22 protein-coding genes and 1 pseudogene are annotated in these 26,617 nt (G+C 72.0%); 6 read left to right on the top strand and 17 right to left on the bottom strand.

What is annotated here, in order from left to right:
• From DQ392_RS12210 to DQ392_RS12180, 6 genes and pseudogenes are all read right to left on the bottom strand, one after another.
• Window positions 1-208 (bottom strand): annotated as a pseudogene (locus DQ392_RS12210) (hypothetical protein); the annotation flags it as partial.
• Window positions 205-1,572: a TadA family conjugal transfer-associated ATPase gene (locus DQ392_RS12205; RefSeq protein ID WP_114015565.1), complete on the bottom strand. Its 1,368-nt coding sequence runs from the start codon at window positions 1,570-1,572 to the stop codon at window positions 205-207. The pseudogene DQ392_RS12210 and the gene DQ392_RS12205, both read right to left, overlap by 4 nt.
• Before the next feature lie 76 nt (window positions 1,573-1,648).
• Window positions 1,649-2,077, bottom strand: coding sequence for a TadE family protein (locus DQ392_RS12200; RefSeq protein ID WP_114015564.1), 429 nt, complete (start codon window positions 2,075-2,077; stop codon window positions 1,649-1,651).
• Between the two features lie 6 nt (window positions 2,078-2,083).
• Window positions 2,084-3,940, bottom strand: a complete 1,857-nt coding sequence (locus DQ392_RS12195; RefSeq protein ID WP_114015563.1) for a CpaE/TadZ family protein — start codon at window positions 3,938-3,940, stop codon at window positions 2,084-2,086.
• Window positions 3,941-3,946: 6 nt separating this feature from the next.
• Complete coding sequence (cpaB, locus tag DQ392_RS12190; RefSeq protein WP_114015562.1) at window positions 3,947-4,702, bottom strand: Flp pilus assembly protein CpaB; 756 nt, start codon at window positions 4,700-4,702, stop codon at window positions 3,947-3,949.
• Window positions 4,699-5,838: a hypothetical protein gene (locus tag DQ392_RS12180; RefSeq protein ID WP_245981379.1), complete on the bottom strand. Its 1,140-nt coding sequence runs from the start codon at window positions 5,836-5,838 to the stop codon at window positions 4,699-4,701. Before DQ392_RS12180 ends, cpaB begins: the two co-directional genes overlap by 4 nt.
• A gap of 300 nt (window positions 5,839-6,138) precedes the next feature.
• Between DQ392_RS12180 and DQ392_RS12175 the strand changes: the two genes are divergently transcribed.
• Complete coding sequence (locus DQ392_RS12175; RefSeq protein ID WP_114015561.1) at window positions 6,139-7,086, top strand: RpnC/YadD family protein; 948 nt, start codon at window positions 6,139-6,141, stop codon at window positions 7,084-7,086.
• Window positions 7,087-7,143: 57 nt separating this feature from the next.
• Here DQ392_RS12175 and DQ392_RS12170 read toward each other — a convergent pair whose 3' ends face one another.
• Window positions 7,144-8,451 carry an Nramp family divalent metal transporter gene (locus tag DQ392_RS12170; protein WP_114015560.1) on the bottom strand — a complete coding sequence of 436 codons (1,308 nt, stop codon included), beginning with the start codon at window positions 8,449-8,451 and terminating at the stop codon, window positions 7,144-7,146.
• Window positions 8,452-8,664: 213 nt separating this feature from the next.
• Between DQ392_RS12170 and DQ392_RS12165 the strand changes: the two genes are divergently transcribed.
• Entirely contained in the window at window positions 8,665-9,690 is a 1,026-nt protein-coding gene (locus DQ392_RS12165; protein ID WP_114015559.1) for a chitinase, read from the top strand.
• 78 nt (window positions 9,691-9,768) lie between these two features.
• Here the strand turns inward: DQ392_RS12165 and DQ392_RS12160 are convergent, their stop codons facing one another.
• The 6 genes from DQ392_RS12160 to DQ392_RS12135 all read right to left on the bottom strand — a co-directional run bounded on the left by DQ392_RS12160 (window position 9,769) and on the right by DQ392_RS12135 (window position 15,710).
• Complete coding sequence (locus tag DQ392_RS12160) at window positions 9,769-10,611, bottom strand: S1 family peptidase (protein ID WP_114015558.1); 843 nt, start codon at window positions 10,609-10,611, stop codon at window positions 9,769-9,771.
• A gap of 78 nt (window positions 10,612-10,689) precedes the next feature.
• Entirely contained in the window at window positions 10,690-11,559 is an 870-nt protein-coding gene (locus DQ392_RS12155; protein WP_114015557.1) for a S1 family peptidase, read from the bottom strand.
• 152 nt (window positions 11,560-11,711) lie between these two features.
• Window positions 11,712-13,166: a GntP family permease gene (locus DQ392_RS12150; RefSeq protein WP_114015556.1), complete on the bottom strand. Its 1,455-nt coding sequence runs from the start codon at window positions 13,164-13,166 to the stop codon at window positions 11,712-11,714.
• 98 nt (window positions 13,167-13,264) lie between these two features.
• Window positions 13,265-13,678 (bottom strand): RidA family protein, encoded by a 414-nt coding sequence (locus DQ392_RS12145; protein WP_114015555.1) that lies wholly within the window; start codon window positions 13,676-13,678, stop codon window positions 13,265-13,267.
• On the bottom strand, window positions 13,675-14,478 hold the full coding sequence (locus DQ392_RS12140; RefSeq protein WP_114015554.1) for an IclR family transcriptional regulator: 804 nt from the start codon (window positions 14,476-14,478) through the stop codon (window positions 13,675-13,677). The genes DQ392_RS12145 and DQ392_RS12140 overlap by 4 nt, the downstream gene beginning before the upstream one ends.
• Window positions 14,475-15,710, bottom strand: coding sequence for a sugar kinase (locus tag DQ392_RS12135; RefSeq protein WP_425470517.1), 1,236 nt, complete (start codon window positions 15,708-15,710; stop codon window positions 14,475-14,477). The genes DQ392_RS12140 and DQ392_RS12135 overlap by 4 nt, the downstream gene beginning before the upstream one ends.
• A gap of 158 nt (window positions 15,711-15,868) precedes the next feature.
• Here DQ392_RS12135 and DQ392_RS12130 point away from each other — a divergent pair, with 158 nt between their 5' ends.
• On the top strand, window positions 15,869-17,176 hold the full coding sequence (locus tag DQ392_RS12130; protein ID WP_114015552.1) for an alanine racemase: 1,308 nt from the start codon (window positions 15,869-15,871) through the stop codon (window positions 17,174-17,176).
• Between the two features lie 45 nt (window positions 17,177-17,221).
• Window positions 17,222-18,817 (top strand): N-acyl-D-amino-acid deacylase family protein, encoded by a 1,596-nt coding sequence (locus DQ392_RS12125; RefSeq protein WP_114015551.1) that lies wholly within the window; start codon window positions 17,222-17,224, stop codon window positions 18,815-18,817.
• 154 nt (window positions 18,818-18,971) lie between these two features.
• Here the strand turns inward: DQ392_RS12125 and trhA are convergent, their stop codons facing one another.
• Entirely contained in the window at window positions 18,972-19,706 is a 735-nt protein-coding gene (gene trhA / locus DQ392_RS12120; RefSeq protein ID WP_114015550.1) for a PAQR family membrane homeostasis protein TrhA, read from the bottom strand.
• A 266-nt stretch (window positions 19,707-19,972) separates the two neighbouring features.
• Between trhA and DQ392_RS12115 the strand changes: the two genes are divergently transcribed.
• Complete coding sequence (locus tag DQ392_RS12115; protein WP_114015549.1) at window positions 19,973-21,823, top strand: phosphoenolpyruvate carboxykinase (GTP); 1,851 nt, start codon at window positions 19,973-19,975, stop codon at window positions 21,821-21,823.
• Window positions 21,824-21,861: 38 nt separating this feature from the next.
• Here the strand turns inward: DQ392_RS12115 and DQ392_RS12110 are convergent, their stop codons facing one another.
• Together DQ392_RS12110 and DQ392_RS12105 are read right to left on the bottom strand one after the other, a co-directional pair.
• The gene (locus DQ392_RS12110; protein ID WP_114015548.1) at window positions 21,862-22,275 is read right to left on the bottom strand and encodes an SCO4983 family protein; all 414 of its coding nucleotides are present in this window, start codon (window positions 22,273-22,275) and stop codon (window positions 21,862-21,864) included.
• Between the two features lie 87 nt (window positions 22,276-22,362).
• On the bottom strand, window positions 22,363-23,574 hold the full coding sequence (locus DQ392_RS12105; RefSeq protein WP_114015547.1) for a pyridoxal phosphate-dependent aminotransferase: 1,212 nt from the start codon (window positions 23,572-23,574) through the stop codon (window positions 22,363-22,365).
• A gap of 106 nt (window positions 23,575-23,680) precedes the next feature.
• On the opposite strand from DQ392_RS12105, the gene DQ392_RS12100 reads away from it, so the two are divergent.
• The gene (locus tag DQ392_RS12100) at window positions 23,681-24,346 is read left to right on the top strand and encodes a TetR/AcrR family transcriptional regulator (protein ID WP_114015546.1); all 666 of its coding nucleotides are present in this window, start codon (window positions 23,681-23,683) and stop codon (window positions 24,344-24,346) included.
• A 51-nt stretch (window positions 24,347-24,397) separates the two neighbouring features.
• Here the strand turns inward: DQ392_RS12100 and DQ392_RS12095 are convergent, their stop codons facing one another.
• A complete protein-coding gene (locus DQ392_RS12095) occupies window positions 24,398-26,458 on the bottom strand; it encodes a thioredoxin domain-containing protein (RefSeq protein WP_114015545.1) in 2,061 nt (686 codons plus the stop codon).
• Between the last annotated feature and the right edge of the window lie 159 nt (window positions 26,459-26,617).

Raw genomic sequence — 26,617 nt, 5'->3', positions numbered from 1 at the left:
CCCGCCTGCGTGCCCGTCCGGAGAGGTAGGTGAGCACGCCCGCGACGGCCAGCGCGCAGGCGACCAGCGCGGCCGAGAGCGCGAACTGCGCCGCGGCGTCCAGCGCCAGGACCGCCGCCGAGCCCTGAGGTGACGGCGCGGGGGACGGGGCCGGCGGCGCGGGGGACGGGAGCCCGGACGGTGCCGCGTGCGCGTACGGAGGGATCACACGGCCTCCCGGGTGGCGAGCTGGTCGTCGCCGCGGGCGACGCCGAACGCCGCGGGCACCGGCTCGCCCGCCAGCTGGAGCCGCTCGGCGACGCGGCGCGGCAGCGGCAGGTGCTCGAAGGCGCCGTGCACCCGGCCGTCCGGGCCCATGGGCCGGGCGGCGAACCGGGAGACCGTCGCGAGCTGGAAGGTCTCGCGCCCGTGGGAGGCCAGCAGGGCGATCTCGACGACCTTGCGGGTGCCGTCCGCGAGGCGGGCGAGCTGGATGAGGACGTCGACGGCGGAGTTGATCTGGTCCTGTAGCGCCGCGAACGGCACCTCGACCTCGGACATGGAGGCCAGGGTCTGTAGCCGCATCAGCGCGTCTTCGGCGCTGTTGGCGTGCACGGTCGCCAGCGATCCGTCGTGCCCGGTGGACATGGCCTGGAGCATGTCCAGCGTCTCGCCGCCGCGCACTTCGCCGACGATGATGCGGTCGGGGCGCATGCGCAGCGAGTTGCGCACCAGGTCGCGGACGGTGACCTGGCCTCTGCCCTCGACGTTGGGCGGCCGCGTCTCCAGCCGGATGACGTGGCCCTGCTGGAGCTGGAGTTCGGCGGCGTCCTCGACGGTGATGATGCGCTCGCGCTCGGGGATGAGCGCCGAGAGGGCGTTGAGGAGTGTCGTCTTCCCGCTGCCCGTGCCGCCGGAGACGATGACGTTGAGGCGGGCCCGGATGAAGCCGGACAGCAGCGCCAGCATGTGTTCGTCCAGGGTGCCCAGATCGATGAGTTCGCCGAGCGTGTAGGCGCGGGGGAACCTGCGGATGGTGAGGGTGGCGCCCGTCAGCGACAGGGGCGGGATGATCACGTTGACCCGTTCCCCGGAGGGCAGCCGGGCGTCCACCATGGGGTTCGACTCGTCCACGCGCCGGTTGACGGTGGAGACGATGCGTTCGATGGTCTGCATCAGCTGCTCGTCGGAGGCGAAGCGGACGGGTACCTGCTCGACCCGGCCGCCGCGCTCGACGAAGATCTGGTCGGGCCCGTTGACCATGATCTCGGTGATCGAGCCGTCCTCCAGCAGCGGCTCCAGGACCCCCAGTCCGAGCGCCTCGTCGACCACGCGGCGGATGAGCAGCGTGCGGTCGCCGGTCGCCAGGACGGGACCCTCCCGGCTGATGAGATGGCCGAGCACCCTCTCCAGGCGGGCCCGGCGTTCGGCCGGGGTCAGCGCCGACATCTCGGCGAGGTCGATCTCCTCCAGCAGCTTGGTGCGGTAGGTCGCCACCAGGTGGCCGGTGGGGTCGGCGGGTGCCCCGCCCCCCGCGGCGGCCTCGGGCCCCTGGTGCGCGGTGACCGCGGTGATCCGGGAGCGCAGACTCATCGTCCCCCCTCGCTCATGTGCCCGACCCTTGTCACGGCGGCCCCGGCCGTCCTCGTGCCGGCTCGCTCGCACGCGCTCACGCGTCGCTCTCGTTCGGCATCGTCGCGGACCTCGACGCCTCTCCCAGGCTGTCGACACCGGGGATCAGCGAGGGGATGGACACCGTGACGGTGACCTCGACCTCGTCGCCCCCGTCCGACAGGGCGAAGCTGCTGCGGCGTGCCGTCCAGTCGGACATGGCCGCCCGGCCGCTCGCCCGGTACCGGTCGGCGATCTCCGCCTGCGCGGCCACCCTGGCCGCCGCCCGCGCCCCCGTACCCGCCTGCTGCACGGCGTAGCCGACGATGCCCAACTGGATGACGGCCATCGCCACGAACAGCAGCAGCGGCAGCATCCCGGCGAACTCCAGTGCGCTGGACCCCCGGTCGGACCGCACGCCGCGGGGGCCCCGGCGCCTCGGTGCGGCGAAGGCCCCGCCCTCGCGGTGCCGCTCGCGCCGTCTCATGCCGCCTCACCCCTCCTCCGCCGCGCCCGCCTCGCCGCCGACGGTGAACGGCAGTCCCGCCGCGCCCGGAAACAGGATGGGAGTCCGCAGGTCGACGTCGGCCTTCCACACCGTGCCGCCTTGGCTGCAACTGACCGAGGAGCCCGCGCGCCACTTGGCGGGCAGGTGTGCGCGCGCGGCGGACTCGCACGCCGCCCGCGGGTCGCCGTATGCGGCGGCCGCGGTGGCGGCGCGGGCGGCCTCGTCGGCGGAGTTGCCGGCGAGGGTGAAGGTGTAGCCGATCAGCACGCACTGCCACAGCAGGACGAGTGTCAGCAGCACGACGGGCGCCATGCCGGCGAACTCGACGGACAGCGCGCCCCGCTCGCCCTCCTGCCGGATACGGGGCGCGATCCGGCGCCGCAGGAACCCCGCAGCGCCCGTGTCGGAGGAGGAGGGCGCGGTCTCGGGCCCCGGCGTCCCCGGGGCGGCCAGGTCCCGGTCGGCGCCCGGCGAGCCGCCCGGCGGCAGCGCGTGCCGTGACCGGTTCGCGCCCGCCGCACCGCCGCCCGTACCCGTCGCCGCGCCAGCGGCACCGCCGTCCGTGCCGGCGCCGCCCCCGTGCTGCCGCCGTCCGCTTCCCCGGCCGCCCGAGGGACCGGGGAGCGGGGGCTGCGTCCGGGCCCGGGTCTGCGCCGTGATCCCGAGTTCCCCCGCGAGCCCCCACAGCGCCTGCCGCACGCTGCCCTTGGGGTCGAGGTCCTGCATCCGTCCCGCGTCCAGCGCGGACTGGAGTTCCTTGAAGTGGGCGGGCACGCTCGTGCGCGCCACGGGGGTGCCGGTGATGCGGGCGACGAGCTGCGGCTGGATCTCGCTGTGCCGGGAGGAGCGGTTGACGACGGTCAGCGTCTCCTCCGCCTTGCGGATCTGGAGCCGGTCCCACAGCCGCACCATGCGGGTGGCGCCGCGCACGGCGATCACGTCGGGGGTGGTCAGCAGCAGCGCCGCGTCGGCCGACTCGATGGCGGCGGCGTTGCCCGCGTGCATCTGGGTGCCGCAGTCCACGACGACGACCTCGTAGCGGGAGCGCAGGGCGGCCACCAGCTGCCGGGCGGCCCGCTCGTCCACCTCTTCGCCGCGCTCCCCCTCCGCCGGTGCCAGCAGCAGTCCCAGACCCGTCTCGTGCGGGTACACGGCGTCCTGGAGGACGCGCGGCGACAGGTCCTTGATCCCGGCGAGGTCGACGACGGAGCGGCGGAAGCGCACGTCGAGGTAGGAGCCGATGTCGCCGGCCTGGAGGTCGAGGTCCACCAGTGCCGTGTCGCATCCGGAGGCGCGGGCGGCGAGCGCGAGCTGGACGGCGGTCAGTGTGGTGCCGACCCCGCCCTTGGCCCCGGTGACGGTCACGAGCGTGCCGCCGCCCCCGCCGAAGCCGTACGGGTCGACGCCGTGGCCCCGCTCGTAGCCGCCGCCCAGGTGGCGGCGCACCCCCCGCGCCCAGGTGGCGGCGGCGGTGACCCGTGCCTCCAGCTCGTCGAAGGCCAGCGGCAGTCCGGTCACGCCGCGGGCTCCGGCGTCCATGGCCGCCGAGTACAGCCGCGGGCTGGTGTCCTGGGTGGCCAGGACGACGCCCACGGCGGGGAACCGGAGCGCGACCTGGCCGATCACCTCCAGCGCCGAGGCCGGGCCGATCAGCTCGTGGACGAGGACGACCTCGGGCAGTTCGGCCGGTGCCTCCTCGGCCTGCCGCGCCAACACGTCCATGAGCCGGGCGGAGTCCACGGCCGGCGGCAGCGGTTCGCTGTCGGGCAGCTGGCTGAGCAGGGTGACCAGCGAGCGGGCTGCGTCCGGGTCGCTGACGGCCGGCTGGATACGGATGTCCATGGGGCCTCACTCGTTCGAGGGGAGCGTGTAGATGCGGTCCTCCTCGGGGACCTCGGACTCGTCCCCCGGCGCCATGAGGGCCAGCCGGACGTGTTCGGCGAACGACTCGGCGTAGGCGACACGTTGGGCGTTCTCGGTGGAGAGCGCGAACGTGATCGGCACGCCCTCGCGCTCCCGGCGGCTGGTGCGGTCGTCGCGGTCGCCGTCGTCGTCGAGCGGGGTCAGCTCGCCCACGTCGATCACCTTGACGCGGCTGACGATGAGCCGGGACTCCGACGGGGTCCCGCTCTGCTCGCCGGCCCGGCCGCCGCGTCCGGTGCCCTCGCGCTGCTCGCCCTCGAACGTCGCGTAGATGTTGACGCGGTCGCCCGGGTTGATCTTTCCGGCGACCCCCGTCTCGGCGTCGATCATGATCGCGAGTTCCTGCTGGCCCTCTTCGAGTGCGGGCCGCTCGGCCATCATGTCCGACTGGAGCAGCGACCCCTTCTTGAGCGGGTTGACCGCGATCTTGCCGCGGATGTCGCCCAGATCGGTGACGGCGGTGACGGGCAGCCAGCGCTCGGGCATCGATATCCGCTCCAGCTGCGAGACCTCCACCGCCTTGTAGGCGGGCACGTCCTTCTTCAGCTTGTAGGCCGTCACCTCGTCGCCGACCTCGGCCTGGACGTCCCGGACGACGGCCAGCACCCCGGCGAACGCGGCGAGGGCGCACACGAGCGAGAGGACGAGGAGGAGGACGCCACGGCGCTGGCGTGAGTTCATGGACGGATACCTCGGGGGTCGGCGACGACGGGGCGCTCGTCCACGTGGTGACCGGCGCCCCCGGGCCCGGACGGCGGCGCGGACGGTGACGCGGCGGGCGGCCCGGCGGACGGCTCGGCGGACGGCGCGGCAGGCCGCGCGGAGGGCGACGCCGCGGGCGTCGACGGCGGTACGGGGGCCGCGTCGGGGGCGGGCGCCGCGTGCGTGGGCGCAGGGGCGGCGTGCGTGGGCGGCGCGTGCGCGGGCACAGGGCCGGCGGAAGCGAGGGAAGGGCTGGTGGGCGCAGACGCGAGCGCAGCGGGCGGTGTCGGCGGCAGCGCGGTGGCGCAGAACGCACAGCGGTCGCCGATGAGTTCGAGGCCGCAGCCGTGGCAGGTGTCGCGCCGCACCGAGGCGACGAGCTGGTAGAGCACGGAGACGTCCGGGATGGCGGCCACGAACTCCGTCAGCTTGTCCGTGCCCCACCACGCGGGCGAGTCCGCGGGCAGCGGCGCCTGTGCGACCTGGCCGGCCCGCCAGCGCGCCGGCAGCGTTCGGCTCGCCCAGTCGGAGCCGAGCCTGCCGTGGGCGACGGTCATGTCGGTGGCGAACTGCGGACCCGTCAGCCCCCGTTCACTCTCCTGCGCACCGCCGATCCGCAGCAGCTCGGGCGTGGGCGAGGCCAGCACGGCGAACTGGGTGCCGGGCAGCCAGGAACGGGCGTGCGAGCCGACGGTGACGGGAACGCGGTCCAGCTTGGCGACCGAGCCGAGGACCGCCCCCGCGTACACGTAGTGCGTCAGCAGCCGCGCGGCAGCGCCCAGCACTCCGGGCGAGAAGTCGCACAGGGACAGCTGCCGCAGCTGCCGCACCAGCACGCCCGTCGCCAGCGGCGGCAGCGGCACGGGCAGCAGGGCGATGCGGCGGCTGTCCAGCAGCGCTCTGACGGTGTGCAGCCGGTGCAGATAGGGGGTGGGGAGGGAGGCCGGGTAGACGGTGACGAGGTAGCCGTGCTGTTCGAGCAGCGCGTGGGTCTCGTCGAGCGCGGCCTGGAGAGACTGCTCACCGGGCGGCGTCAGCACGTGCGCGCGCGGCGTGTGCCGGTCCGGCGGCGCGAGAATGTGTTCCGTACAGGTGACCGCTAACGCCGTGGACACATCCGCCTCCCCCGGGTCTGCCACGAAAGCCGGTTCGGGGCCGCCCCTTCCGTCCTTCCCGCAGGCCGAACTCCCGCGTTGCCAGGCCCTTGCCGACCTCACACACTAGCCACGGCCCCCCGCCTGGGGAACCATTCCCCAAGACCCACCCCTACCCGCTCCACCCCAGGCCTCAACCGCACCGCCCGCCACCGCACACACGGCACCGGCGCAGACAGTCCGGGCCCGAACGTTCACACGATCCGGTGACCAAAAGCCGTTTCCCGCGCCACGCCGTGCCGATCTTCATACATTCCGCACATGGTCACTTCCCGTCACGAGACGGCGCACCGGATCTTCCAGGAACGGCCCGCGCTGCTCGTCCCCACCTTCCGGCTGCTGGGGGTCTCTCTACCCGAGGACTCCCTGGTCGAGGTGCTCACCCCCGACGCCACCGAACTCAAACCGATCGAACGGCGTCTGGACAGCGTGCTGCGGCTCACCCCGCGCGACGGCGGCCCTCCCGTGATGCTCGCCGTCGAAGCCCAGAGCCGACGCGACCAGGGCAAGGCCGCGAGCTGGGCCTACTACCTCTCGTTCCTCACCGCGCAGAACAACTGCGCATCCCTGCTGGTGGTCGTCTGCCAGGACAAGGACACCGCCGAGTGGGCCGCCGGCCCCTTCCACCTGGGGCCCGACGACTGGAAGCCCCTCACCGTGCGTCCACTGGTGCTCGGACCCGGAAACGTACCGATGATCGTCGACCCGGAGGAAGCCGCCGAAGACCTGGCCATGGCCACCTTCGCGGCGATGACACATAGCAAGAGCCCGGACATCACCGTCATACTGGATGCACTGGCACGCGCCCTCGGCACGGCCGACAGCGAATCCCTCAACTACTACTCGGAACTGATGGAGTCCGGCCTCGGCAACACCCCGGCCCGGCAGACCTGGAGAAAGCTCATGAAGAACGGCAGCTACTTCCCCGGACGCGGCACCCTGGTCGAGGAGACCTTCCTCAAGGGCAAGGCCGAGGGCCAGGCCGAAGGTATGGCCGAAGGCAAGGCCGCAGGCCAAGCCGAAGGGCAGGTGCGCTCGGTACTGCGTCTGCTGGAGATGCGCGGTATCCCCGTCACCGAGACCCAACGCGCCCGCCTGGCCGCCTGCACCGACCCGGAGGTCCTCGACACCTGGCTGGAGCGGGCTTTCAGGATCACGGACGCCGACCAGTTGTTCGCCGACGAGCCCGGTGCGGCGGCCGGCGCCTGACGTCTCAGGCGCGGGCCGCCACGCCCCTCGGGGCACCGGGAGGCGGGTAAGCGGGCGTCACCACGGCAGGTCGCGCAGTTCCTGGACGCACAGCACCACGAACAGCACGCAGGAGGCGGCCAGCAGCACGTTGCTGAGCGGCCCGTTGCGCCACTCGCGCGGGGTGCGCCCGGTGTTGAGGAGCCACAGCAGGGTGGCGGCGAGGAAGGGCATGAAGAACGCGCCGAGGACGCCGTAGGCGATGACGAGCCCGAAGGGCTTGTCGAGCCAGAGCAGGGTCATCGGCGGGAACGTCAGCCACAGCAGGTAGCCGCGGAAGGGCCGGGAGCGCTCCTGTTCGCCGCGGGCCAGCGGCGCCACCCCCGCGGTGGCGTCCTGGCCGCGGGCGGCCCGCAGCCGCTCCACGAAGTCGGCGAACATCAGGCTCACTCCGTGCCATACGCCCACCAGCGAGGAGAAGGAGGCGGCGAAGAAGCCGATCAGGAAGAGCTTGGAGGTGAAGGCGCCGAAGCGGTCTTCGAGGACCCGGTCGAGGTCGAGGAGGCCCTGGTCGCCCGAGGCGAGGGCGGTCTGGGAGGCGTGCAGCAGCTCCGCGCCGACGATCAGCATGGCGATGACGAAGACGCCGGTGGTGAGGTAGGCGACCCGGTTGTCGAGCCGCATCATCTTCATCCAGCCGCTGTCGGTCCAGCCCTTGGCGTTGATCCAGTAGCCGTAGGCGGCCATGGTGATGGTGCCGCCGACGCCGCCGACGAGGCCGAGCGTGTAGACGATGGAGCCCGAGGGCAGGACGGGCACCAGTCCGGCCAGCGCTCGTGGCAGGTCGGGCGCGACGCGCAGGGCGACGTAGACGACGACCACGAACATGACGCCGACGAAGACCATCATGATCTTCTCGACGACGGCGTAGCGGTTGGTCCACACGAACACGAGGCCGATCAGCCCGGTGATGATGGCCCACACCTTGAGGGGCACGACGTCGGGGAAGAGCGCGGCGAGCGGCAGTGCGCTGGAGGACATGGCGGTCGCGCCGTAGACGAAGCCCCAGATGACGACGTACACGGCGAAGTAGACGGTGGTCCAGGCGCCGAGGCTGCGCCAGCCGTCGAAGATGGTGCGCCCCGTGGCCAGGTGCCAGCGCCCCGTGGCCTCGGCGAGCGCGATCTTGACGACGCAGCCGATGACGGCGGCCCACAGCAGCGTGTAGCCGAACTTGCTGCCGGCGATGAGCGTGGAGACGAGGTCTCCGGCGCCGACGCCGGTCGCCGCGACGACCATGCCGGGGCCGATCATCTTCCAGTTCGGCTTGCGCACCGGCGGTGCGGCCCCCTCGCGGGGCGCCGGGGGTGTGGTGTGGCCTGACATGCCGTTGCCTCCGCCGTACGCAGGTTCTTCGGGCCGGGTGGTGGACGACCGTGCAGGTCGCAGGCGCATGTAACCGTCTGCGGACGCGCCGCACAAGGGGTCGCGCGGGCGTCGGCCGTTGCGGGGAACCTTGACAACCGCATTGGTCTGGACCATGTTGTACGGCGCACGCGCACCCCCACCTCCCCATGTCCCCCCACATCGGAGGCAGTTGTGGCACCCCCCAGACGCTTCTCGTCGCTGCGCGCACTCGCCGCGCTGACCACCTCGGCGCTCGCCGCGGCCGGGCTGCTCGCCCTCGGCCCCGCCGGCGCGCACGCCGAGACCCCCACCACGGCGCCAGGACCCCGCGCCGGCGCCTCGCAGGTCCCGGCGCACGCGGTCACCGGGTACTGGCAGAACTTCGACAACGGCGCGACCGTCCAGACCCTCGCCGAGGTGCAGGACGAGTACGACATCATCGCCGTGGCCTTCGCCGACGCGACCACCACCGCGGGACAGGTCGACTTCACCCTCGACCCCGCGCTCGGCTACTCCGAGGAGCAGTTCAAGGCCGACGTCGCCGCCAAGCAGGCCGAGGGCAAGTCCGTCGTCCTGTCCGTCGGCGGCGAGAAGGGCGCCGTCTCCGTCAGTGACGACGCCTCGGCCGACGCGTTCGCCGACAGCGTCGTCTCCCTCATGGACGAGTACGGCTTCGACGGCGTCGACATCGACCTGGAGAACGGCCTCAACGCCACCTACATGACCAAGGCCCTGGAGGCCGTCCACGCCGCCAAGAGCGACGTGGTGGTCACCATGGCGCCGCAGACCATCGACATGCAGTCGCCGCAGAACGAGTACTTCAAGACGGCGCTCAACATCAAGAGCTTCCTGACCGCCGTCAACATGCAGTACTACAACAGCGGCTCCATGAACGGCTGCGACGGCAAGGTCTATCCCTCCGGCACCGTCGACTTCCTCACCTCTTTGGCCTGTGTCCAGATCAAGGGCGGACTCGACCCCTCGCAGGTCGGCATCGGCACCCCCGCCTCACCGCAGGCCGCTGGCTCGGGATACGTGGAGCCCGGCGTGGTCAACGACGCCCTCGACTGCCTGGCCAAGGGCACGAGTTGCGGCAGCTTCACGCCCGACGAGAAGTGGCCCGGCATCCGCGGCGCCATGACCTGGTCGACGGCGTGGGACGCGGCGGCGGGCAACGCGTGGTCGTCCACGGTCGGCCCCCACGTGCACGGCATGTGACCCGCGCCTCTCGCGCGCACATGGAACGCCCCCCCGGGCCGGTCCGCCGGCCCGGGGGGCGTTCGGTGTGCGGAGGGGTTACGACCGCGGCTGGGGCAGGTGGCAGCCGCGCGCGTCCAAATCGAGCTGGTTGCCCCTGCCGAAGCAGGGGTTGATCAGGTACGTCTGCTGTCCGTACGCGTTGAGGTAGCGGATGACGACGTGGCCCTGCTCGTTCACCTCACACGGGTTGTTCAGGGTGCACATCTCCCCGTCCTCGTTGTGGGTGTTGTTGACGCCCACGACCTTGCCGGTGCGGTCGTCGATCACCGGGGATCCTGAGGTGCCGCCCTTGGTCTGGCACTCCATCGTGTAGCGGAGGGAGTCCTTCCAGGTCCAGTCGGCCTCCTTGAGGCGGTGGGCGAAACCGTCGACCGCGCAGCCGAACTTCTCCTTCCAGTAGCCGGACACCACGGTGATGTCACGGCCGGCGCGCGGGTGCTTCGCGTCCAGCTTGAGCGCGTCGATGCCGTACGTGCGCTTGATCTCCTTGTACGTGGTGTCCGTCTCGTACAGGGAGATGTCGGTGTCCGTCATCGTCGCGTAGGCGATCTTGTCCGAGTGGACCTTCCCGGCGTCGCCGCCGTCCGCGTTCAGCAGGGTGAAGTCGCGGCTGGTGGGCTGGTCGACGATCACCTCGCCCGCGCCGGGCATGCCCTCTTCCAGGCAGTGCCCGTTGGACAGGACGAGCGCCGGGTCGTCGGGCCGTGAGTGCTTGAGCTTCACCACGGAGCCCGAGCAGTTGCTCAGCGCGACGGTGCCCTCGAGGGAGGGCGGGGTCTCACCGCCTGCTGCCGCGGCCGCCGGGGCCGTGGCTATGCCCGTGAGCGCGGCGGCGCCGAACAGCGCCGCCGCGAGCGTACTGACCAGGGGCTTCCTCATGTACTCCTCATTCTTCGAGATGAACCGACAGGAATGGTGCGGCCCCAACGTCCGTACGCCCAGGTGCTCACGGCGTGCTCACGGCTTGGGGAGCGTGCAGCCCTCGGCGCCGAGGTCGAGCTTGTTCCCCTCCCCCACGCACGGCGCGAGGAGGTAGGTCTGCTGGCCGTAGGCGGTCCCCTCGCGGACGGTGGTCCTACCGCTCTCGTCCACCTCGCAGGGGTTGTTCATCGTGCACTCCTCACCGCTCTCGTTCCGCGTGTTGTTGACGCCGACGATCTTGCCGCTGGCGTTGTCGATCACGGGTGAGCCCGAGGTGCCGCCCTTGGTGTCGCAGTCGGCCGTGTAGCGGATCGAGTCCTTCATCGTCCAGCCGGCCTCCTTGAGGCGGTAGGCGAAGCCGTCGATCGCGCAGCCGTACGTCTCCTTCCAGTAGCCGGAGACGACGGTGATGTCGTTGCCCTGCGTGGGGTGGGACGCCTCGACGTCGAGGGCCTTGACGCCGAACTCGTCCTCGATCTCCTGGTAGGTCGAGCCGACCTCGTAGAGCGAGACGTCGGTGTCCGTCATCGTCGCGTAGGAGACCTTGGTGGCGTTGACGGTGCCCGCGTCGCCGCCGTCCGCCTTCAGGAGGGTGAAGGAGCGGTCGGAGGGCTGGTCGGTGATGACCTGGCCAGGCTCTGGCATGCCCTCCTCCAGGCAGTGCCCGTTGGAGAGCACGAGCGCGGGGTCACCGGGCTGCGAGGCCGGCATCTTGACCACGGAGCCAGAGCAGTTGCTCAGCGCGACGGTGCCCTCGAAGGAGGGCGCCGCCTTGGGGGCCTGCGCGGTGGCCGGGGCGGTGCTGCCGTCGGTGGGGGCGGCGGCAGCGGGTGCGGCGGACACGCCGGTGAGGGCGGCGGCGCCGAGGAACGTGGCGGCGAGAGAGCCGACGAGAGGTCTGTTCATGGTGGGGGGTCCTCTCCGGTACCGAAGGATCGTTCGGTCTGACGCCGTGCATTCTTGGGCCAGTTGACGTTCCCCCACAAGAGCACCCCCGGAATCGGCAGAGCGGATTCCGGGGGTGCCCGAGCGGGAGTCGAGAAAGAGGGGCGGCGCGGCTAGACGAAGACGCTCACCAACGCGGCCACCACGAACCCGGCGACCGAGAGCACCGACTCCAGCACCGTCCACGACTTGAGCGTGTCCCGCTCGGAGATGCCGAAGTACTTCGCCACCATCCAGAACCCGCCGTCGTTGACGTGCGAGGCGAAGATCGACCCGGCGGAGATCGCCATGATGACCAGCGCGAGGTGCGCCTGGGACGGGTCGCTCTGCGCCAGCAGCGGCGCCACGATCCCGGCGGTGGTGACGATGGCGACGGTCGCCGAGCCCTGCGCCACCCGCAGCACCAGCGAGATCAGGTAGGCCAGCACGATCACCGGCAGCCCCGCGTCCCCGAACACGTCAGCGAGAGCCTGCGCGACACCGGACCCCTGGAGGACGGCGCCGAAGATGCCGCCCGCGCCGACGACCAGCAGGATGTTGCCGACCGGCTTGAGCGAGGCGGTGGAGACCGTCTCCAGCGACTTGCGGCTCCAGCCCCTGCGCAGCCCCAGCAGGTAGTAGGCCAGCAGCAGCGCCACCGTCAGCGCCACGAACGGGTGGCCGATGAACTCGATGACCGAGCGCCCCGTGGAGGGGTCGAGCGCGATGGAGGAGAACGTCGCGGCCAGGATCAGCACCAGCGGGGTGCCGATGATGGCGAAGACCGTGCCCACGGAGACCGGCTTCTCGCCCCGCTCCCCCACGTCCCGTGCCACGGCCCGCTTGGACTCCTCCACGGCCTCCAGCATGTCCTGCGGCACGTCGACGAAGACCCGGTTGCCGATCCACGCCGCGTACGCCCACGCGGCGAGCACCGCGGGGATGCCGCAGACGACACCCATCAGGATGATCCAGCCCAGATCCACGTCGAGCAGGCCGGCGGCCGCCACAGGGCCCGGGTGCGGCGGCAGGAACGCGTGCGTCATCGACAGGCCGGCCAGCATCGGCATGCAGTACAGCAGCACGGACTTGCCGCTGCGCTTGGCCGCCGCGTAGACGATGGGCGCCAGCACGAAGATGCCGACGTCGAAGAAGACGGGGATGCCGAAGATCAGACCCGTCAGCCCCATGGCCAGCGGGGCGCGCTTCTCCCCGAACAGGCCGAGCAGCCTCGCCGAGAGCGCCTCGGCGCCGCCGCTGACCTCCAGGATCGCGCCCAGCATGGTGCCGAGGCCGATGATGATGGCGACGTGCCCGAGGATGCCGCCCATGCCCGACTCGATCATCGAGACGGCGTCGGAATTCTGGACGGTACCGAAGAGTTCGGTGACGGACAGGCCCGCCGCCAGGCCCACCGCGATGGAGACGGTGAGCAGCGCGACGAACGGCTGGAGGCGGACCTTGATGATCAGTACGAGCAGCAGGATGATCCCGAGAGCCGCCACGGTGAGCAGGCCCCCGGTCCCGGGTATGAGCGCCAGCAGGCCGCCCGTGTGGGGCGGCGTCTTCTCGGCGGCGGCGAACAGCATGGGGGAACTCCGTTGTTCAGTGCTGAGAGGAGCCCCTGCCGCACGCCCCGGGGAGCGCCCGTCTGGGCGGCCCCGGGGCGGGGTGGGGACAAGGAAGCTCAGCCGAGGACGGCGAGCGCGTCGATCTCGACGAGGAGACCGGCGGGGAGGCCGACGTACACCGTCGTACGCGCGGCCGGGGCCTGGGCCAGGGAGGCGAAGTACTCGTTGTAGATCTCGTTGAACTCCGCGAAGTGCGCGGTGTCCGTCAGGTACACCCGGATCATCACGGCGTCCTCCCACGTGGCGCCGCCCTCGGTGAGGATGGCCTCCACGTTGGCGAGGGTCTGGAGGGTCTGCTCGCGCAGGGTGGGGCCGACGGGCGTCGGCGCCTGACCCTCGACGGCCGGGCCGAACCCGACCTGCCCGGCGACCTGAAGAACGTTCCCCTTGCGCACGCCGTGCGAGAACTTCGCGGGCGGCGTCGTGTGGGTGGCCGGGGTCAGTGCGGTCTTGGACAGCTTCTCGCTCATGGTGCGGCTCTCTTGTGTCGCGGATGGGGGTGTCTCCCGCCCGTGGGCTGCGGGAGGGTCGGCTGCCCCACGTACTCGGCGCTGATGGCCTCGGCCGTACGCCGCACGCGGGGCAGCAGGGAGAGGAGTTCGTCCGCGGAGACGACGACGTTCGGCGCGGAGACCGACATGGCCGCCACCACGCGCCCCTCGGCGCCCCTGATGGGGGCTCCGACGCAGTTGATGGACTCCTCGTGGCCACCCAGGTCGGTGGCCCAGCCCTGTTCGCGCACCTTGGCAAGCTCCGCGAGGAACGCGGCGGCGTCGGGCGTCGAACGGGACGTGTAGCGGGGGTAGTCGAGCCGTTCGGCGACGGCGCGCCGCTCCGGCTCGGGCAGGTCCGCCAGCAGCAGTTTGGCCACGGCGGCGACGGTGATCGCCACGGGCTTGCCGATGCGCGAGTACATCCGCACCGGGTAGCGGCTCTCGACCTTGTCGATGTAGAGGACCTCGTCCTCCTCGTAGACCGCGAGGTGGACGGTGTGCCCGCAGGCGGCGTTGAGCTCGGCCAGGTGCGGGTGGGCGATCTCGCGGACGTCGAGGTTCTCCACCGCCTCCTGCGCGAGGGCGAACAGGCGCGCGCCCAGCCGGTAGCGCTGGTCCGGCTGCCGGTAGACGATGCCGTGCTCGTGCAGCGTCCGCAGCAGCCGCAGCGCCGTCGACTTGTGCACGTCCAGCCGGGAGGCGACCTGCTCCAGGTTGGCGGGGCCCTCGGCGAGCAGCGGCAGGATGCTCAACGCCCGGCCCACGGTCTGGCTCATGCGTCCACCTCCGCCTGCGTGCCGCCGTACAGGCCCTCGCCGGGCTGTCCGGCGCCGGGGTTTTTGCCGTTCGCGGTCCGGGGGCCGCGCGCGTTCGCGGTCTCGGGGCCGCGCGCGCCCGGTGGCGTCCGCGGCGGCGTCCCCGCGCTCCATCCCCGGCCCAGCCGCAGTGCCTCCCAGGCCGCGTCGTCCAGGGCCACCAGCCGGTCGGCCGCCTCGCGCGGCGGCGGCGCGGCCAGGTCGCCCGCGGCGGTCAGCACGGCGGCGGCGCTCAGGTGTCCGTGCCGCAGCCGCTCCCGCACCGGAAGCCCCCGCAGCGTGCCGGCCAGGAACCCGGCGGCGAAGGCGTCGCCGGCGCCGACGGGCGAGACGACGTCCACGCGCAGGGCCGGCGCGAACACGCCTGCCGACTCCCCGACGAACGCGGTCGCCCCCACGCTGCCCTGCTTGACCACGAGTACGGCCGGCTCGGGGAGTGCCTCGCGTACCGCGTCGGGTCCGCCGGTGACGCCCCACGCGGCGGCGGCCTCGTCCTCGCCGACGAAGACGATGTCGCTGTGCTGGGCGAGTTCGCCCAGCACCTGTCCGCCCGGCTCGGGCGCCGTCCGCCACAGGCCGACCCGGTAGTTGACGTCGAAGGAGACCAGCGGCCCCGGGTGCGCGCCGGGCGCCGCGGCGGGACGCGCGGACGTGAGGGTCCGCAGCAGGGCCAGGCAGTCGGCCGAGAGGGCCGCGGTGATGCCGGTCAGGTGCAGGATGTGGCCGGCCCGCGCCGCGCGGGGCTCCACGTTGGCCGGGGACATGGCGGAGGCGGCGGAGCCCGCGCGGTAGTAGACCACCTCGGAAACCGGGGCGGGCTCCGTGCCGGTGGCGGGCTCCGTGCCGGTGGCGGGCTCCGTGCCGGTGGCGGGCTCGGCGCCGGTGGCGCGTTCGCCGTCCGTGCGGAAGTAGATCCCCGTCGGCCGCTCGGGGTCGCGTGCGACGGCCGTGGTGTCCACCCCGTGCGCGGCGATCGTGCGGACCAGGTGGTCGCCGAAGCCGTCCGTGCCCACTCTGCTGACCCAGCGGGCACGGTGCCCGGCGCGGGCCAGCGTGCAGGCGACGTTGGACTCGGCCCCGCCGATCGTCCGCTCGAACGAGGGCACGTCGGCCAGCGGCCCTGGACGCGAGGGCAGGAACGTGACCATGGACTCGCCCAGGCAGACGACGTCGGTCTCGGGGGTGGTGGTCACGGTGGGTCCCGCTCCTCGTCGTGCGCCGGTTGCTCGGGCGACCGGTTCCATTGACCGGCCGTTCGGCGGGATGCTAGACAGCCATAAGCGTCATACGCAATGGTCGTTGCAGAATATGCAACGACTTCCTTTTCACGGTATCTCTCACGGAGTCCCGCATGGCAGCCCCCGGCCCCCGTCACACCGCAGCCGCCCACGCAGCCGCCCGGCTGGCGGACGAGCCCGCCGACCACCGCTTCAAGGGCCTGCCCCCGGACGCGGCGGCCTCGGGCACGACGCTCGGGGAGCTGGCCGCCGAACGCCGCTCCCTGTTCACCGGCGGCTTCACCACCCCCGTGCTCGCCCTCTCGGCCGAGCGCCTGGACCACAACCTCGCCGCGCTCTCCGCCTACACCGCCCGGCACGGCCTCGCCTTCGCCCCGCACGGCAAGACCTCCATGGCGCCCCAGCTGTTCGCCCGCCAGATCGAGCAGGGCGCCTGGGGCATCACCCTGGCCGTCCCCCACCAGGTGCGGGTCGCGCGCGCGTTCGGCGTGCCCCGGATCTTTCTCGCCAACGAGCTGGTGGACGCTTCGGCGCTGCGCTGGCTCGCCTCCGAACTCGACGGCGACCCGTCCTTCCGCTTCGTCTGCTATGTCGACTCCGTAGGGGGCGTCGCCCTCATGGACGAGGCGCTGCGCGCGGCCGGAGCGGGGCGGCCCGTCGACGTCGTCGTGGAACTCGGCGCCGGGGACGGGGCACGCACCGGCGTCCGTACCGAGGAGGAGTGCGCCGCCGTCGCCGACGCGGTCGCCGCCACCGGCACACTGCGCCTGGTCGGCGTCGCCGGCTACGAGGGCGAGGTGCCCGGCGCCGGCCTTCAGGCCGTACGGGAGTGGCTGCGGCGACTGGTCGCCCTCGCCGCCGCGTTCGACGCGGCCGGGCGCTTCGAGGGGCTGGACGAGATCGTCGTCAGCGCGGGCGGCAGCGCCTGGTTCGACGCCGTCGCCGAGACCTTCGCCGAGCTGCCCGAGATGTCGGCGCCCACGCTGAAGCTGCTGCGCTCCGGCGCCTACGTCTCCCACGACGACGGCCACTACCGCCACCTGACGCCCTTCAACCGGCACCCCGAGGAGGGTGCGCTCCAGGCCGCGTTCACCCTGTGGACGCAGGTCGTCTCCCGGCCCGAGCCGGGTCAGGCCTTCGTGAACGCGGGCAAGCGGGACGCCGCTCACGACCTGGAACTGCCCGAGGCGCACGCGGTGCGGGGGCTCGACGGGACGCTGCGCCCGGCGGAGGGCATCTCCGTCACCTCGCTGAGCGACCAGCACGCCTGGCTGCGGGTCGGGGACGGGGTCGCCCTCGAGGTCGGCGAGTGGATCGGTTTCGGCATGTCGCACCCCTGCACGATCTTCGACAAGTGGCAGGTCATCCCGGTCGTCGACGCCCAGGGCACGGTCACCGACCTGATCCGCACCTTCTTCTGAAAGAGCCCCAGCCCCGCCCGCACCCGGAAAGGGACGGCACCACCCATGGACCTGGTCATCCGCGACGCCCGCGTCATCGACGGCACCGGCGCCCCCTCCTACCGAGCCGACGTCGGCATCGAAAACGGCCGCATCACCCACATCGCCCGGGAGGGCGAGCCGCGCCCGAGCGGCACCCGCACCCTCGACGCCGAAGGCCGGGCGCTGGCGCCGGGCTTCATCGACATGCACGCCCACTCCGACCTGGCGATCCTCCGCGACCCCGATCACTCGGCGAAGGCGGCCCAGGGCGTCACCCTGGAGGTGCTGGGCCAGGACGGCCTGTCGTACGCGCCGACAAACGACACGACGCTCGCCGCGATCCGCGAGGCCATCACCGGCTGGAACGGTGACGGCAGCGACATCGACTTCGACTGGCGCACCGTCGGCGGCTACCTCGACCGCATCGACCGCCAGGGCGTGGCCATCAACGCGGCGTACCTGATCCCGCAGGGCAGCGTGCGCATGCTGGCGACCGGCTGGGACGACCGTCCGGCCACCGCCGACGAGGTGGCCACGATGAAACGGCTGGTCGCCGAGGGCATGGAACAGGGTGCCGTCGGCATGTCGTCGGGGCTGACGTACACGCCCGGCATGTACGCCTCGGACGCCGAGCTGACCGAACTGTGCCGCGTCGTGGCCCGGTACGACGGCTACTACTGCCCGCACCACCGCTCCTACGGTGCCGGCGCGCTCGAGGCGTACGCCGAGATGGTGGCGCTCACGCGTGAGGCGGGCTGCGCGCTGCACCTGGCGCACGCCACCATGAACTTCGGCGTCAACAAGGGCAGGGCACCCGAGCTGCTGGCGCTGCTCGACGCTGCGGTGGCGGAAGGCGCCGACATCACGCTGGACACCTACCCCTACACGCCCGGCTGCACGACGCTCGCCGCGATGCTGCCGAGTTGGGCGAACGAGGGCGGCCCCGAGGCGACCCTGGCGCGGCTGCGCGACCCGGCGACGACGGCGCGCATCCGGCACGTGATGGAGGTCGAGGGCGCGGACGGCTGCCACGGGGTGCCGATCGAGTGGGACCGCATCGAGATCTCCGGGGTGAGCGACCCGGAGCTGACCGACCATGTGGGCCGCACCGTCGCCGAGTCGGCGGCGGCGCGCGGCGAGGAGCCGTGGACGACGGCGCACCGGCTGCTGATCGAGGACCGGCTCGGTTCGACGATCCTCCAGCACGTCGGCCACGAGGAGAACGTCCGCGCGATCATGCGGCACCCGGTGCACACGGGCGGCAGCGACGGCATCCTCCAGGGCGCCAAGCCGCACCCGCGCGCCTACGGGACCTTCCCGCAGTACCTGGGCCGGTACGTGCGCGAGTTGGGCATCCTCTCACTGGAGGAGTGCGTCGCCCACCTCACAGGCCGCGCCGCGGCCCGGCTGCGCCTGCCCGACCGCGGCACCGTCAGGGAGGGCAACGTGGCCGACCTGGTCGTCTTCGACCCGGACACGGTCGCGGCGACCTCCACGTTCGAGCAGCCCCGCTCCCTGCCGACCGGCATCCCGCACGTCCTGGTGGCGGGCCGCCCGGTGATCGAGGAAGGACAGCGCACGGACGTCCTGGCCGGACGGGCGGTGCGGCGGACGGGGTGAGGGTCGGACTCGTACGGGAGAGGCCGAGGTGTCGCTCTCGATCCGCTCACCGGTGCTGAGCGTCAGCCCGAGCAGCTCCCCGTAAGGGATCTCCTCGGCCACGACGGCTCACCTCCCGCGGCCATGACGCGTGACCGATCCCCGGCCAGAGGCCCTACGCGTGCTGGTAGGCGACCAGGGAGATGCCCACGTAGTGGACGACGAAGGCGGCCAGCGTGAAGGAGTGGAAGACCTCGTGGAAGCCGAACCAGCGCGGTGAGGGGTTGGGGCGCTTGATGCCGTACACGACGCCGCCGGCGCTGTAGAGGACGCCGCCGACGATGACGCAGACCAGGACGGCGATGCCGCCTGTGCGCATGAACTCGGGCAGGAAGAAGACGGCCGCCCAGCCCATGGCGATGTAACAGGGCGTGTAGAGCCAGCGGGGGGCGCCGACCCAGAAGACCCGGAAGGCGATGCCGAGCGCCGCGGCGATCCAGATGCCCCACAGCAACAGGTCACGGCTGCCGTCGGGCAGCAGCAGGATGGTCAGCGGCGTGTAGGTGCCCGCGATGATCAGGAAGATGTTGGCGTGGTCGAGGCGCCGCAGGACGGCGTTGACCCGCGGGCTCCAGTCGCCGCGATGGTAGAGCGCGCTGATTCCGAACAGCAGACACGCCGTCAGCGTGTAGACGGCGCACGCGATCCGGCCGCGCACGCTGTCCCCGAGAGCGGTCAGGAACATGCCGGAGATCAGGACGGCGGGAAACATGCCCAGGTGCAGCCATCCCCGCAGCTTCGGCTTGATGAGCTGTGCCGCTTGGTGCGCCGAGGCGGACAGCCTGCCGGCAGCGGCGGCCGAGGGCGAGGAGGTGGCGGGCTCCGAGGTCGGGGGCGCGGAGTCTGTCATCACGCCATCGTACCCAGGACCTACGGCACCGTAGGTTGAAGGGTTCTTTACTGCTCATCGTACGGGCGCACAACAGGCGCGATGACCGTGGGTGTCGACGAACACACACCCTCCGTCTGGACAGACACCCGCGTACGCCCGCATGATCAGATGAGCACAAGCGGCACCGGATGAGCGAGAAAGACCAACTGCCACGAATGCATCCGGGTCGCGGCCCCCAAGGGGCGCGCTTGACAGCAGAAACCCTCAACCTGTCTGGAGCGATCGTGGCACGCAGTACTGCGGCTCCCACCACAACCCTCTCCTCCCCGGCCGGGGAGGACGCCCCCACCCGCCACCAGGAGTTGCTCTCCTGGGTCGACGGGATCGCCGAACTGACCCAGCCGGACCGCGTGGTCTGGTGCGACGGCTCCGAGGCCGAATACGACCGCCTGTGCGGGGAGCTGGTCGCCAGGGGGACCTTCCGGAAACTCGACCCGGTCAAACGCCCCAACTCCTACTACGCCGCCTCCGACCCGTCCGACGTCGCCCGGGTCGAGGACCGCACCTTCATCTGCTCCGAGCGGGAGGAGGACGCGGGTCCGACGAACCACTGGAAGAACCCCGCCGAGATGCGCGAGATCTTCTCCGGGGAACAGGGCGTCTTCCAAGGCTCGATGCGCGGCAGGACCATGTACGTCGTGCCCTTCTGCATGGGCCCGCTCGGCTCCCCGCTCTCCGCACTCGGCGTGGAGATCACCGACTCCGCCTACGTCGCGGTCTCCATGCGCACCATGACGCGCATGGGACAGCCGGTCCTGGACGAACTCGGCGACGACGGCTTCTTCGTCAAGGCCGTGCACACCGTCGGCGCGCCGCTCGCCGAAGGCGAGTCCGACGTGCCCTGGCCCTGCAACCCGACCAAGTACATCTCCCACTTCCCCGAGGACCGCGAGATCTGGTCCTACGGCTCCGGGTACGGCGGCAACGCGCTGCTCGGCAAGAAGTGCTACGCGCTGCGCATCGCCTCGGTGATGGCCCGCGACGAGGGCTGGCTGGCCGAGCACATGCTGGTGCTGAAGCTGACCCCGCCGCGCGGGGAGGCCAAGTACGTCGCGGCCGCCTTCCCTTCCGCCTGCGGCAAGACGAACCTGGCGATGCTCCAGCCGACGCTCCCGGGCTGGAGCGTCGAGACCATCGGTGACGACATCGCCTGGATGCGGTTCGGCGAGGACGGGCGGCTGTACGCCATCAACCCGGAGGCGGGCTTCTTCGGCGTCGCCCCCGGCACCGGCGAGGACACCAACGCCAACGCCATGAAGACGCTGTGGGGCAACGCGGTCTTCACCAACGTCGCGCTCACCGATGACGGCGACGTGTGGTGGGAGGGCATGACCGACGAGAAGCCGGCCCACCTGACCGACTGGAAGGGCAACGACTGGACGCCGGAGGCGGCGACGCCCGCCGCCCACCCCAACGCGCGGTTCACCGTCCCCGCCGCGCAGTGCCCGATCATCGCGCCCGAGTGGGAGGACCCGCGCGGCGTGCCGGTCTCCGCCATCCTCTTCGGCGGCCGGCGCGCGACGGCCGTACCGCTGGTGACCGAGTCCTTCGACTGGCAGCACGGCGTCTTCCTCGGCGCCAACGTGGCCAGCGAGAAGACCGCCGCAGCGGAGGGCAAGGTCGGCGAGCTGCGCCGCGACCCGTTCGCGATGCTGCCCTTCTGCGGCTACAACATGGGCGACTACTTCGCCCACTGGCTGGAGGTCGGCGAGGGGGCCGACCCGGCGAAGCTGCCGAAGATCTACTACGTCAACTGGTTCAAGAAGGACGAGAACGGTGCCTTCGTCTGGCCCGGTTTCGGCGAGAACACCCGCGTGCTCAAGTGGATCGTCCAGCGGCTGAACGGGGAGGCCGAGGGGGTCGAGACCCCCGTCGGCATCGTCCCGCGGAGCGCGGACCTCGACACCGAGGGGCTCGGGCTGTCCGCGGCCGAGCTGGACTTCGTCCTCGACGTCGACAAGGACGTCTGGCGCGACGAGGCGGCCCTCGTCCCCGGACACCTGAACACGTTCGGTGACCACACCCCGAAGGCCCTGTGGGACGAGTACCACGCCCTGGTACAGCGCCTGGGCTGAGCCCCACCGCGCTCCGCGCGGCCCGCGCGGAGAACGTTTTACGCGGGCACCGCCTCCGTGGCGGTGTGGGCGGCGAGGCGTTCGGTCATCAAAGCGGTGACGGCCTCGTCGCCCCGCGACGAGGCCACCGCGAGGGCGGTACCCGCCAGGGTGTGCGCCCTCGCGTGGAGCGAGGCCACGTGGGCGGCGTCGCTCCGCGCGGCGGTCGGCTCGGCCCGCAGGGGCGCGCGCCCCGACAGGAGCCGTGCCGCATGGGCGGCGAGCTCGTGCGCCGCGGTGTCCAGGGCGGTGGAGGGCGCCAGTACGCGCAGCTCGTCGGTCACGGTCAGCAGCGCGGTCAGGTGCCCGGCCAGCCGGATGTCGAGTTCTTCCTCGCGGGTGCGCCGGGGCAGCTCGGCGTGGGCGTCCTCGGCCACGGTGTGGACCGACTTGGTGCGGATCGGTTCGTACATGGAGGGCCTCCTGGTGCGTTCAGGAAACCATCCTAACTTGGACTCCGTCTAAAGTTGTCACGTATCGACGGAACGGTCACGCGTCCTTCACGGCTGCCCGTATCCGTCCAGGAAGCGGCCGATGCGCGTCACCGCCTCACGCAGCTCGTCGGCGGCCGGCAGGTTGACGATGCGGAAGTGGTCGGGCTCCGGCCAGTTGAAACCGGTGCCGTGGACGATCATGATCTGCTCCTGGCGGAGCAGGTCGATCACCATCTGCCGATCGTCCTTGATCTTGTACACCTTCGGGTCGAGGCGCGGGAAGGCGTAGATCGCACCCTTGGGCCGCACGCAGGTGACGCCGGGGATCTGCGTGAGCATCTCGTACGCCGCGTCGCGCTGCTCCAGCAGCCGCCCGCCCGGCAGCACCAGGTCCTCGATCGACTGCCGCCCGCCCAGTGCGGCGGCCACCGCGTGCTGGGCCGGCATGTTGGCGCACAGCCGCATGTTGGCGAGGATCGTCAGCCCCTCGATGTAGCTGTCCGCGTGCGTCTTGGGCCCGCACACCGCCAGCCAGCCGCTGCGGTAGCCGGCCACCCGGTAGGACTTCGAGAGGCCGTTGAACGTCAGCGTCAGCAGGTCGGGGGCGATCTTGGTCGTCGGGGTGTGCGTGACACCGTCGTAGAGGATCTTGTCGTAGATCTCGTCGGAGCACACGAGGAGGGAGTGGCGGCGCGCGATGTCGGTGAGGGAGCGCAGCATCTCCTCGTCGTAGACCGCGCCCGTCGGGTTGTTCGGATTGATGATCACCAGCGCCTTGGTACGGTCGGTGATCTTGCTCTCCAGGTCCGCCAGGTCGGGCATCCAGTCGGACTGCTCGTCACAGCGGTAGTGCACGGCCGTACCGCCCGCCAGCGACACGGACGCCGTCCACAGCGGGTAGTCGGGGGCCGGTACGAGCACCTCGTCGCCGTCGTCCAGCAGCGCCTGCATCGCCATCTGGATCAGCTCGGAGACGCCGTTCCCCAGGTAGACGTCCTCGACGGACACCTCGATGCCCTGCTTCTGGTAGTGCTGCATCACCGCACGGCGCGCGGCCAGCAGCCCCTTCGCGTCGCCGTACCCGTGCGCCGTGCCCACGTTGCGGAGCATGTCCTCGAGGATCTCCGGCGGGCAGTCGAACCCGAACGCCGCCGGATTGCCGGTGTTGAGCTTGAGGATCTGGTGCCCCGCCGCCTCCAGCCGCTGCGCCTCCTCCAGGACAGGGCCCCGGATCTCGTAGCAGACGTTGGCGAGCTTCGTCGACTGGATGACCTGCATGGAGCCAGCCTAAGGGCGCCCCTCACACCTCGCCCCGTGTTTTCCCTCACCCCGGTGACAGCCCGCTCATGGCCGCACCAGCAGGTCATGGCCGACAATGAGGCTCATGCCCCCCGCACCCACCGCATCCGCCGACGACACCGCCGCCGGCGCGGCCCCCTCCCCAGCGAGACCGGGTCTGCGCGAGCGGAAGAAGATCCAGACCCGCCGGGCCATCCGCACGGCCGCCTACCACCTCTTCGAGGAACAGGGCTACGACGCCACACCCGTCGACCAGATCGCCGACGAGGCGGACGTCTCCCCCAGCACCGTCTTCCGCTACTTCCCCACCAAGGAAGACATCGTGCTGACCGACGAGTACGACGCGCTGGTCGAGGACGCCCTGCGCGAGCGGCCCCCGGGCGAGCCGCCGGTCGCGGCGCTGCGCGAGGCGCTGTACGCCTCGCTGGCCCGCGTCTACCGGTCGGACGCCACCGAGACGTTCCAGCGCGTGCGCCTCATCCGCGAGATCCCCGCCCTGCGCGGCCGCCTCAGCGAACACTCAGCCGACACGGCGTGGCTGCTGCGCAGAGCCCTGGCCGAACGCACCGGACGTCCCGAGGACGACCTGGAGCTGCGGATCGTCACCGGCGCCATGCTGGGAGCCCTGATGGAGGCCATGTACTCCTGGGTCGGCTCGGACCCGCGACCGGACCCGGCGGGCAGCCTGGAGGAGCTGCGCGACCTGGTGACCCGGGCGCTGGACGTCCTGGAACGCGGCCTGACGCTGTAGAAGAAAGCCGGGGCGCCCCCTTCCCCCATCGGGGCGAAGACAGCGCCGGGATCACTCCGTCAGCGCTGCTTCCAGGGCGTCGGGGTCGGTCACCGGGGCCGCGCACACGAAGCCGCGGCACACGTACGCGGCGGGGCGCCCGTCGACGAGGCCGCGCCCTTCGAGCAGGGGCACGGACGACTCCCCCGACGCGTCCCCCACGGCCACCACCGCGCCCGGCGCGGTCGACAGCAGCGCGGCACGGTGCAGCGCGGGAGACGCCCCGACCACGGCGACCTCCCGTGGCCCGTCCAGCAGCGCCTCCCCCACCGCCAGGCCCCAGCCGAGGAACCGCGGCACCCGGGAGGCGAGCTCACGGACGACACCGAGAGCCCTCTCGGCGGCCTCGCGGTAGCGGGAGTCACCGGTGTAGGCCGCGTACGTGAGCAGCGCGCCGGCCGCCGCGTTCCAGCCGGAGGGCACCGCGTTGTCCGTGGGGTCCTGGGGCCGCCGGATGAGCTGCTCGGCGTCGTCGGCGGTGTCGTAGAGCGTGCCGTCTTCCGCCGCGAAGTGCTCCAGCACCGTGTCGAGCAGCGCGCCCGCACGCCGCAGCCACTCCGTCTGGCCGGTGACCGCGTACAGCGCGAGATAGCCCTCGGCGACATCGGCGTGGTCCTCCAGCACCCCCGCGCTGGTGCCGGGCACGCCCTCGCGCGAGGTGCGGACCAGGCGGCGCCCCTCGTCGACGGTGTGCACCTCGGCGAGCAGCCGCGCTGCCGCACGCGCCGCGTCCACCAGGTCGGGGCGCTCGAAGTAGGCGCCGGTCTCGGCGAGCGCGGCGACGGCCAGGCCGTTCCAGGCGCTGACGACCTTCTCGTCGCGCGCGGGACGGGGCCGCGCCGAGCGGGCCTCGAACAGCGCACGCCGTACGGACTCCACGCGCGCCGCGTCGGCGGGCGGCCCCTCCCCCTCGCGCAGTTGCAGCACCGAGGCGCCGCCCTCGAACGTGCCCTCGTCCGTGACGTGGAAGCGGGCCGCCGCCAGCGCGGCGTCCTCCTCACCGAGCACCTCGGCGAGTTGCGCGGGGGTCCACACGTAGTAGGCACCCTCGGCGTGGCCGCCGTGCCCGTCGTCGCTGTCGGCGTCCAGCGCGGACGCGAACCCGCCCTCGGCTGTGCCCAGTTCCCGCACGAGGAAGTCGGCGGTCTCCAGCGCCACACGGCGGGCCTGCTCCCGTTCCACCCCTCCGCCGGACTCCCCCGCCTCCGTCCGGGAGGCGCCCCCGGCCCGCCACAGGTGGGCGTAGACGCGGCACAGCAGCGCGTTGTCGTAGAGCATCTTCTCGAAGTGCGGCACGACCCACTCCGCGTCGACGGAGTAGCGGGCGAAACCGCCGCCGAGCTGGTCGTAGATGCCACCGCGGGCCATCGCCTCGCAGGTGGCCCCGACCATCTGGAGCGCACCCTCGGAGCCGGTACGGGCGTGGTGCCGCAGCAGGAACTCCAGCACCATCGACGGCGGGAACTTCGGAGCTCCCCCGAAGCCTCCCCTGCTCGCGTCGAAGTCCTTGGTCAGCCCGAGCAGCGCGGCCCCCATCTCCTCGCCGCCCGGCACCTGCGGCGCGGCGAGGCTGAGCGTGCGGCCCGCGAGGTCCGCGCTGATGCGGGACGCCACGTCGGCGACCTCCTCGCGCCGGTCCTCCCACGCGGTGCGCACCCCCTCCAGCACCTGCGGAAAAGAGGGCATACCGTGCCGCGGGGCCGGCGGGAAGTAGGTACCGAAGTAGAACGGCTCGGCATCCGGCGTCAGGAACACCGTCATCGGCCAGCCGCCCTGCCCGGTGGCCGCCTGCACCGCCTCCATGTAGACGGCGTCCACGTCGGGGCGCTCCTCGCGGTCCACCTTCACGGACACGAAGTGGGCGTTCATCAACCGCGCCGTCGCCTCGTCCTCGAAGCTCTCGCGTGCCATCACATGGCACCAGTGACACGCGGCGTAACCGACCGACAGCAGCACGGGCACATCGCGCCGCCGTGCCTCCTCGAACGCCTCCGGCGTCCACGGCCACCAGTCGACGGGATTGTCGGCGTGCTGAAGCAGATAAGGCGAGGTCACACCAGCCAGCCTGTTCATCGCTCCAGCCTCTCACAGCACCCGGCCCACCACCGGACCCCGCACGAGCCCCCTACCGCACTCGCCGTGCGCACCGCCTGGCGGGGCTCTCGGGGGCCACCGCCGAACGTGCTGCCGCTGCCCGGCATCGATCGCCCCGATATCACCGGAATCAGGCTG

Source organism: Streptomyces reniochalinae (genome assembly GCF_003323735.1).
Classification (GTDB): Bacteria; Actinomycetota; Actinomycetes; order Streptomycetales; family Streptomycetaceae; genus Streptomyces; species Streptomyces reniochalinae.
This window is presented reverse-complemented; position numbering and strand designations above follow the sequence as displayed.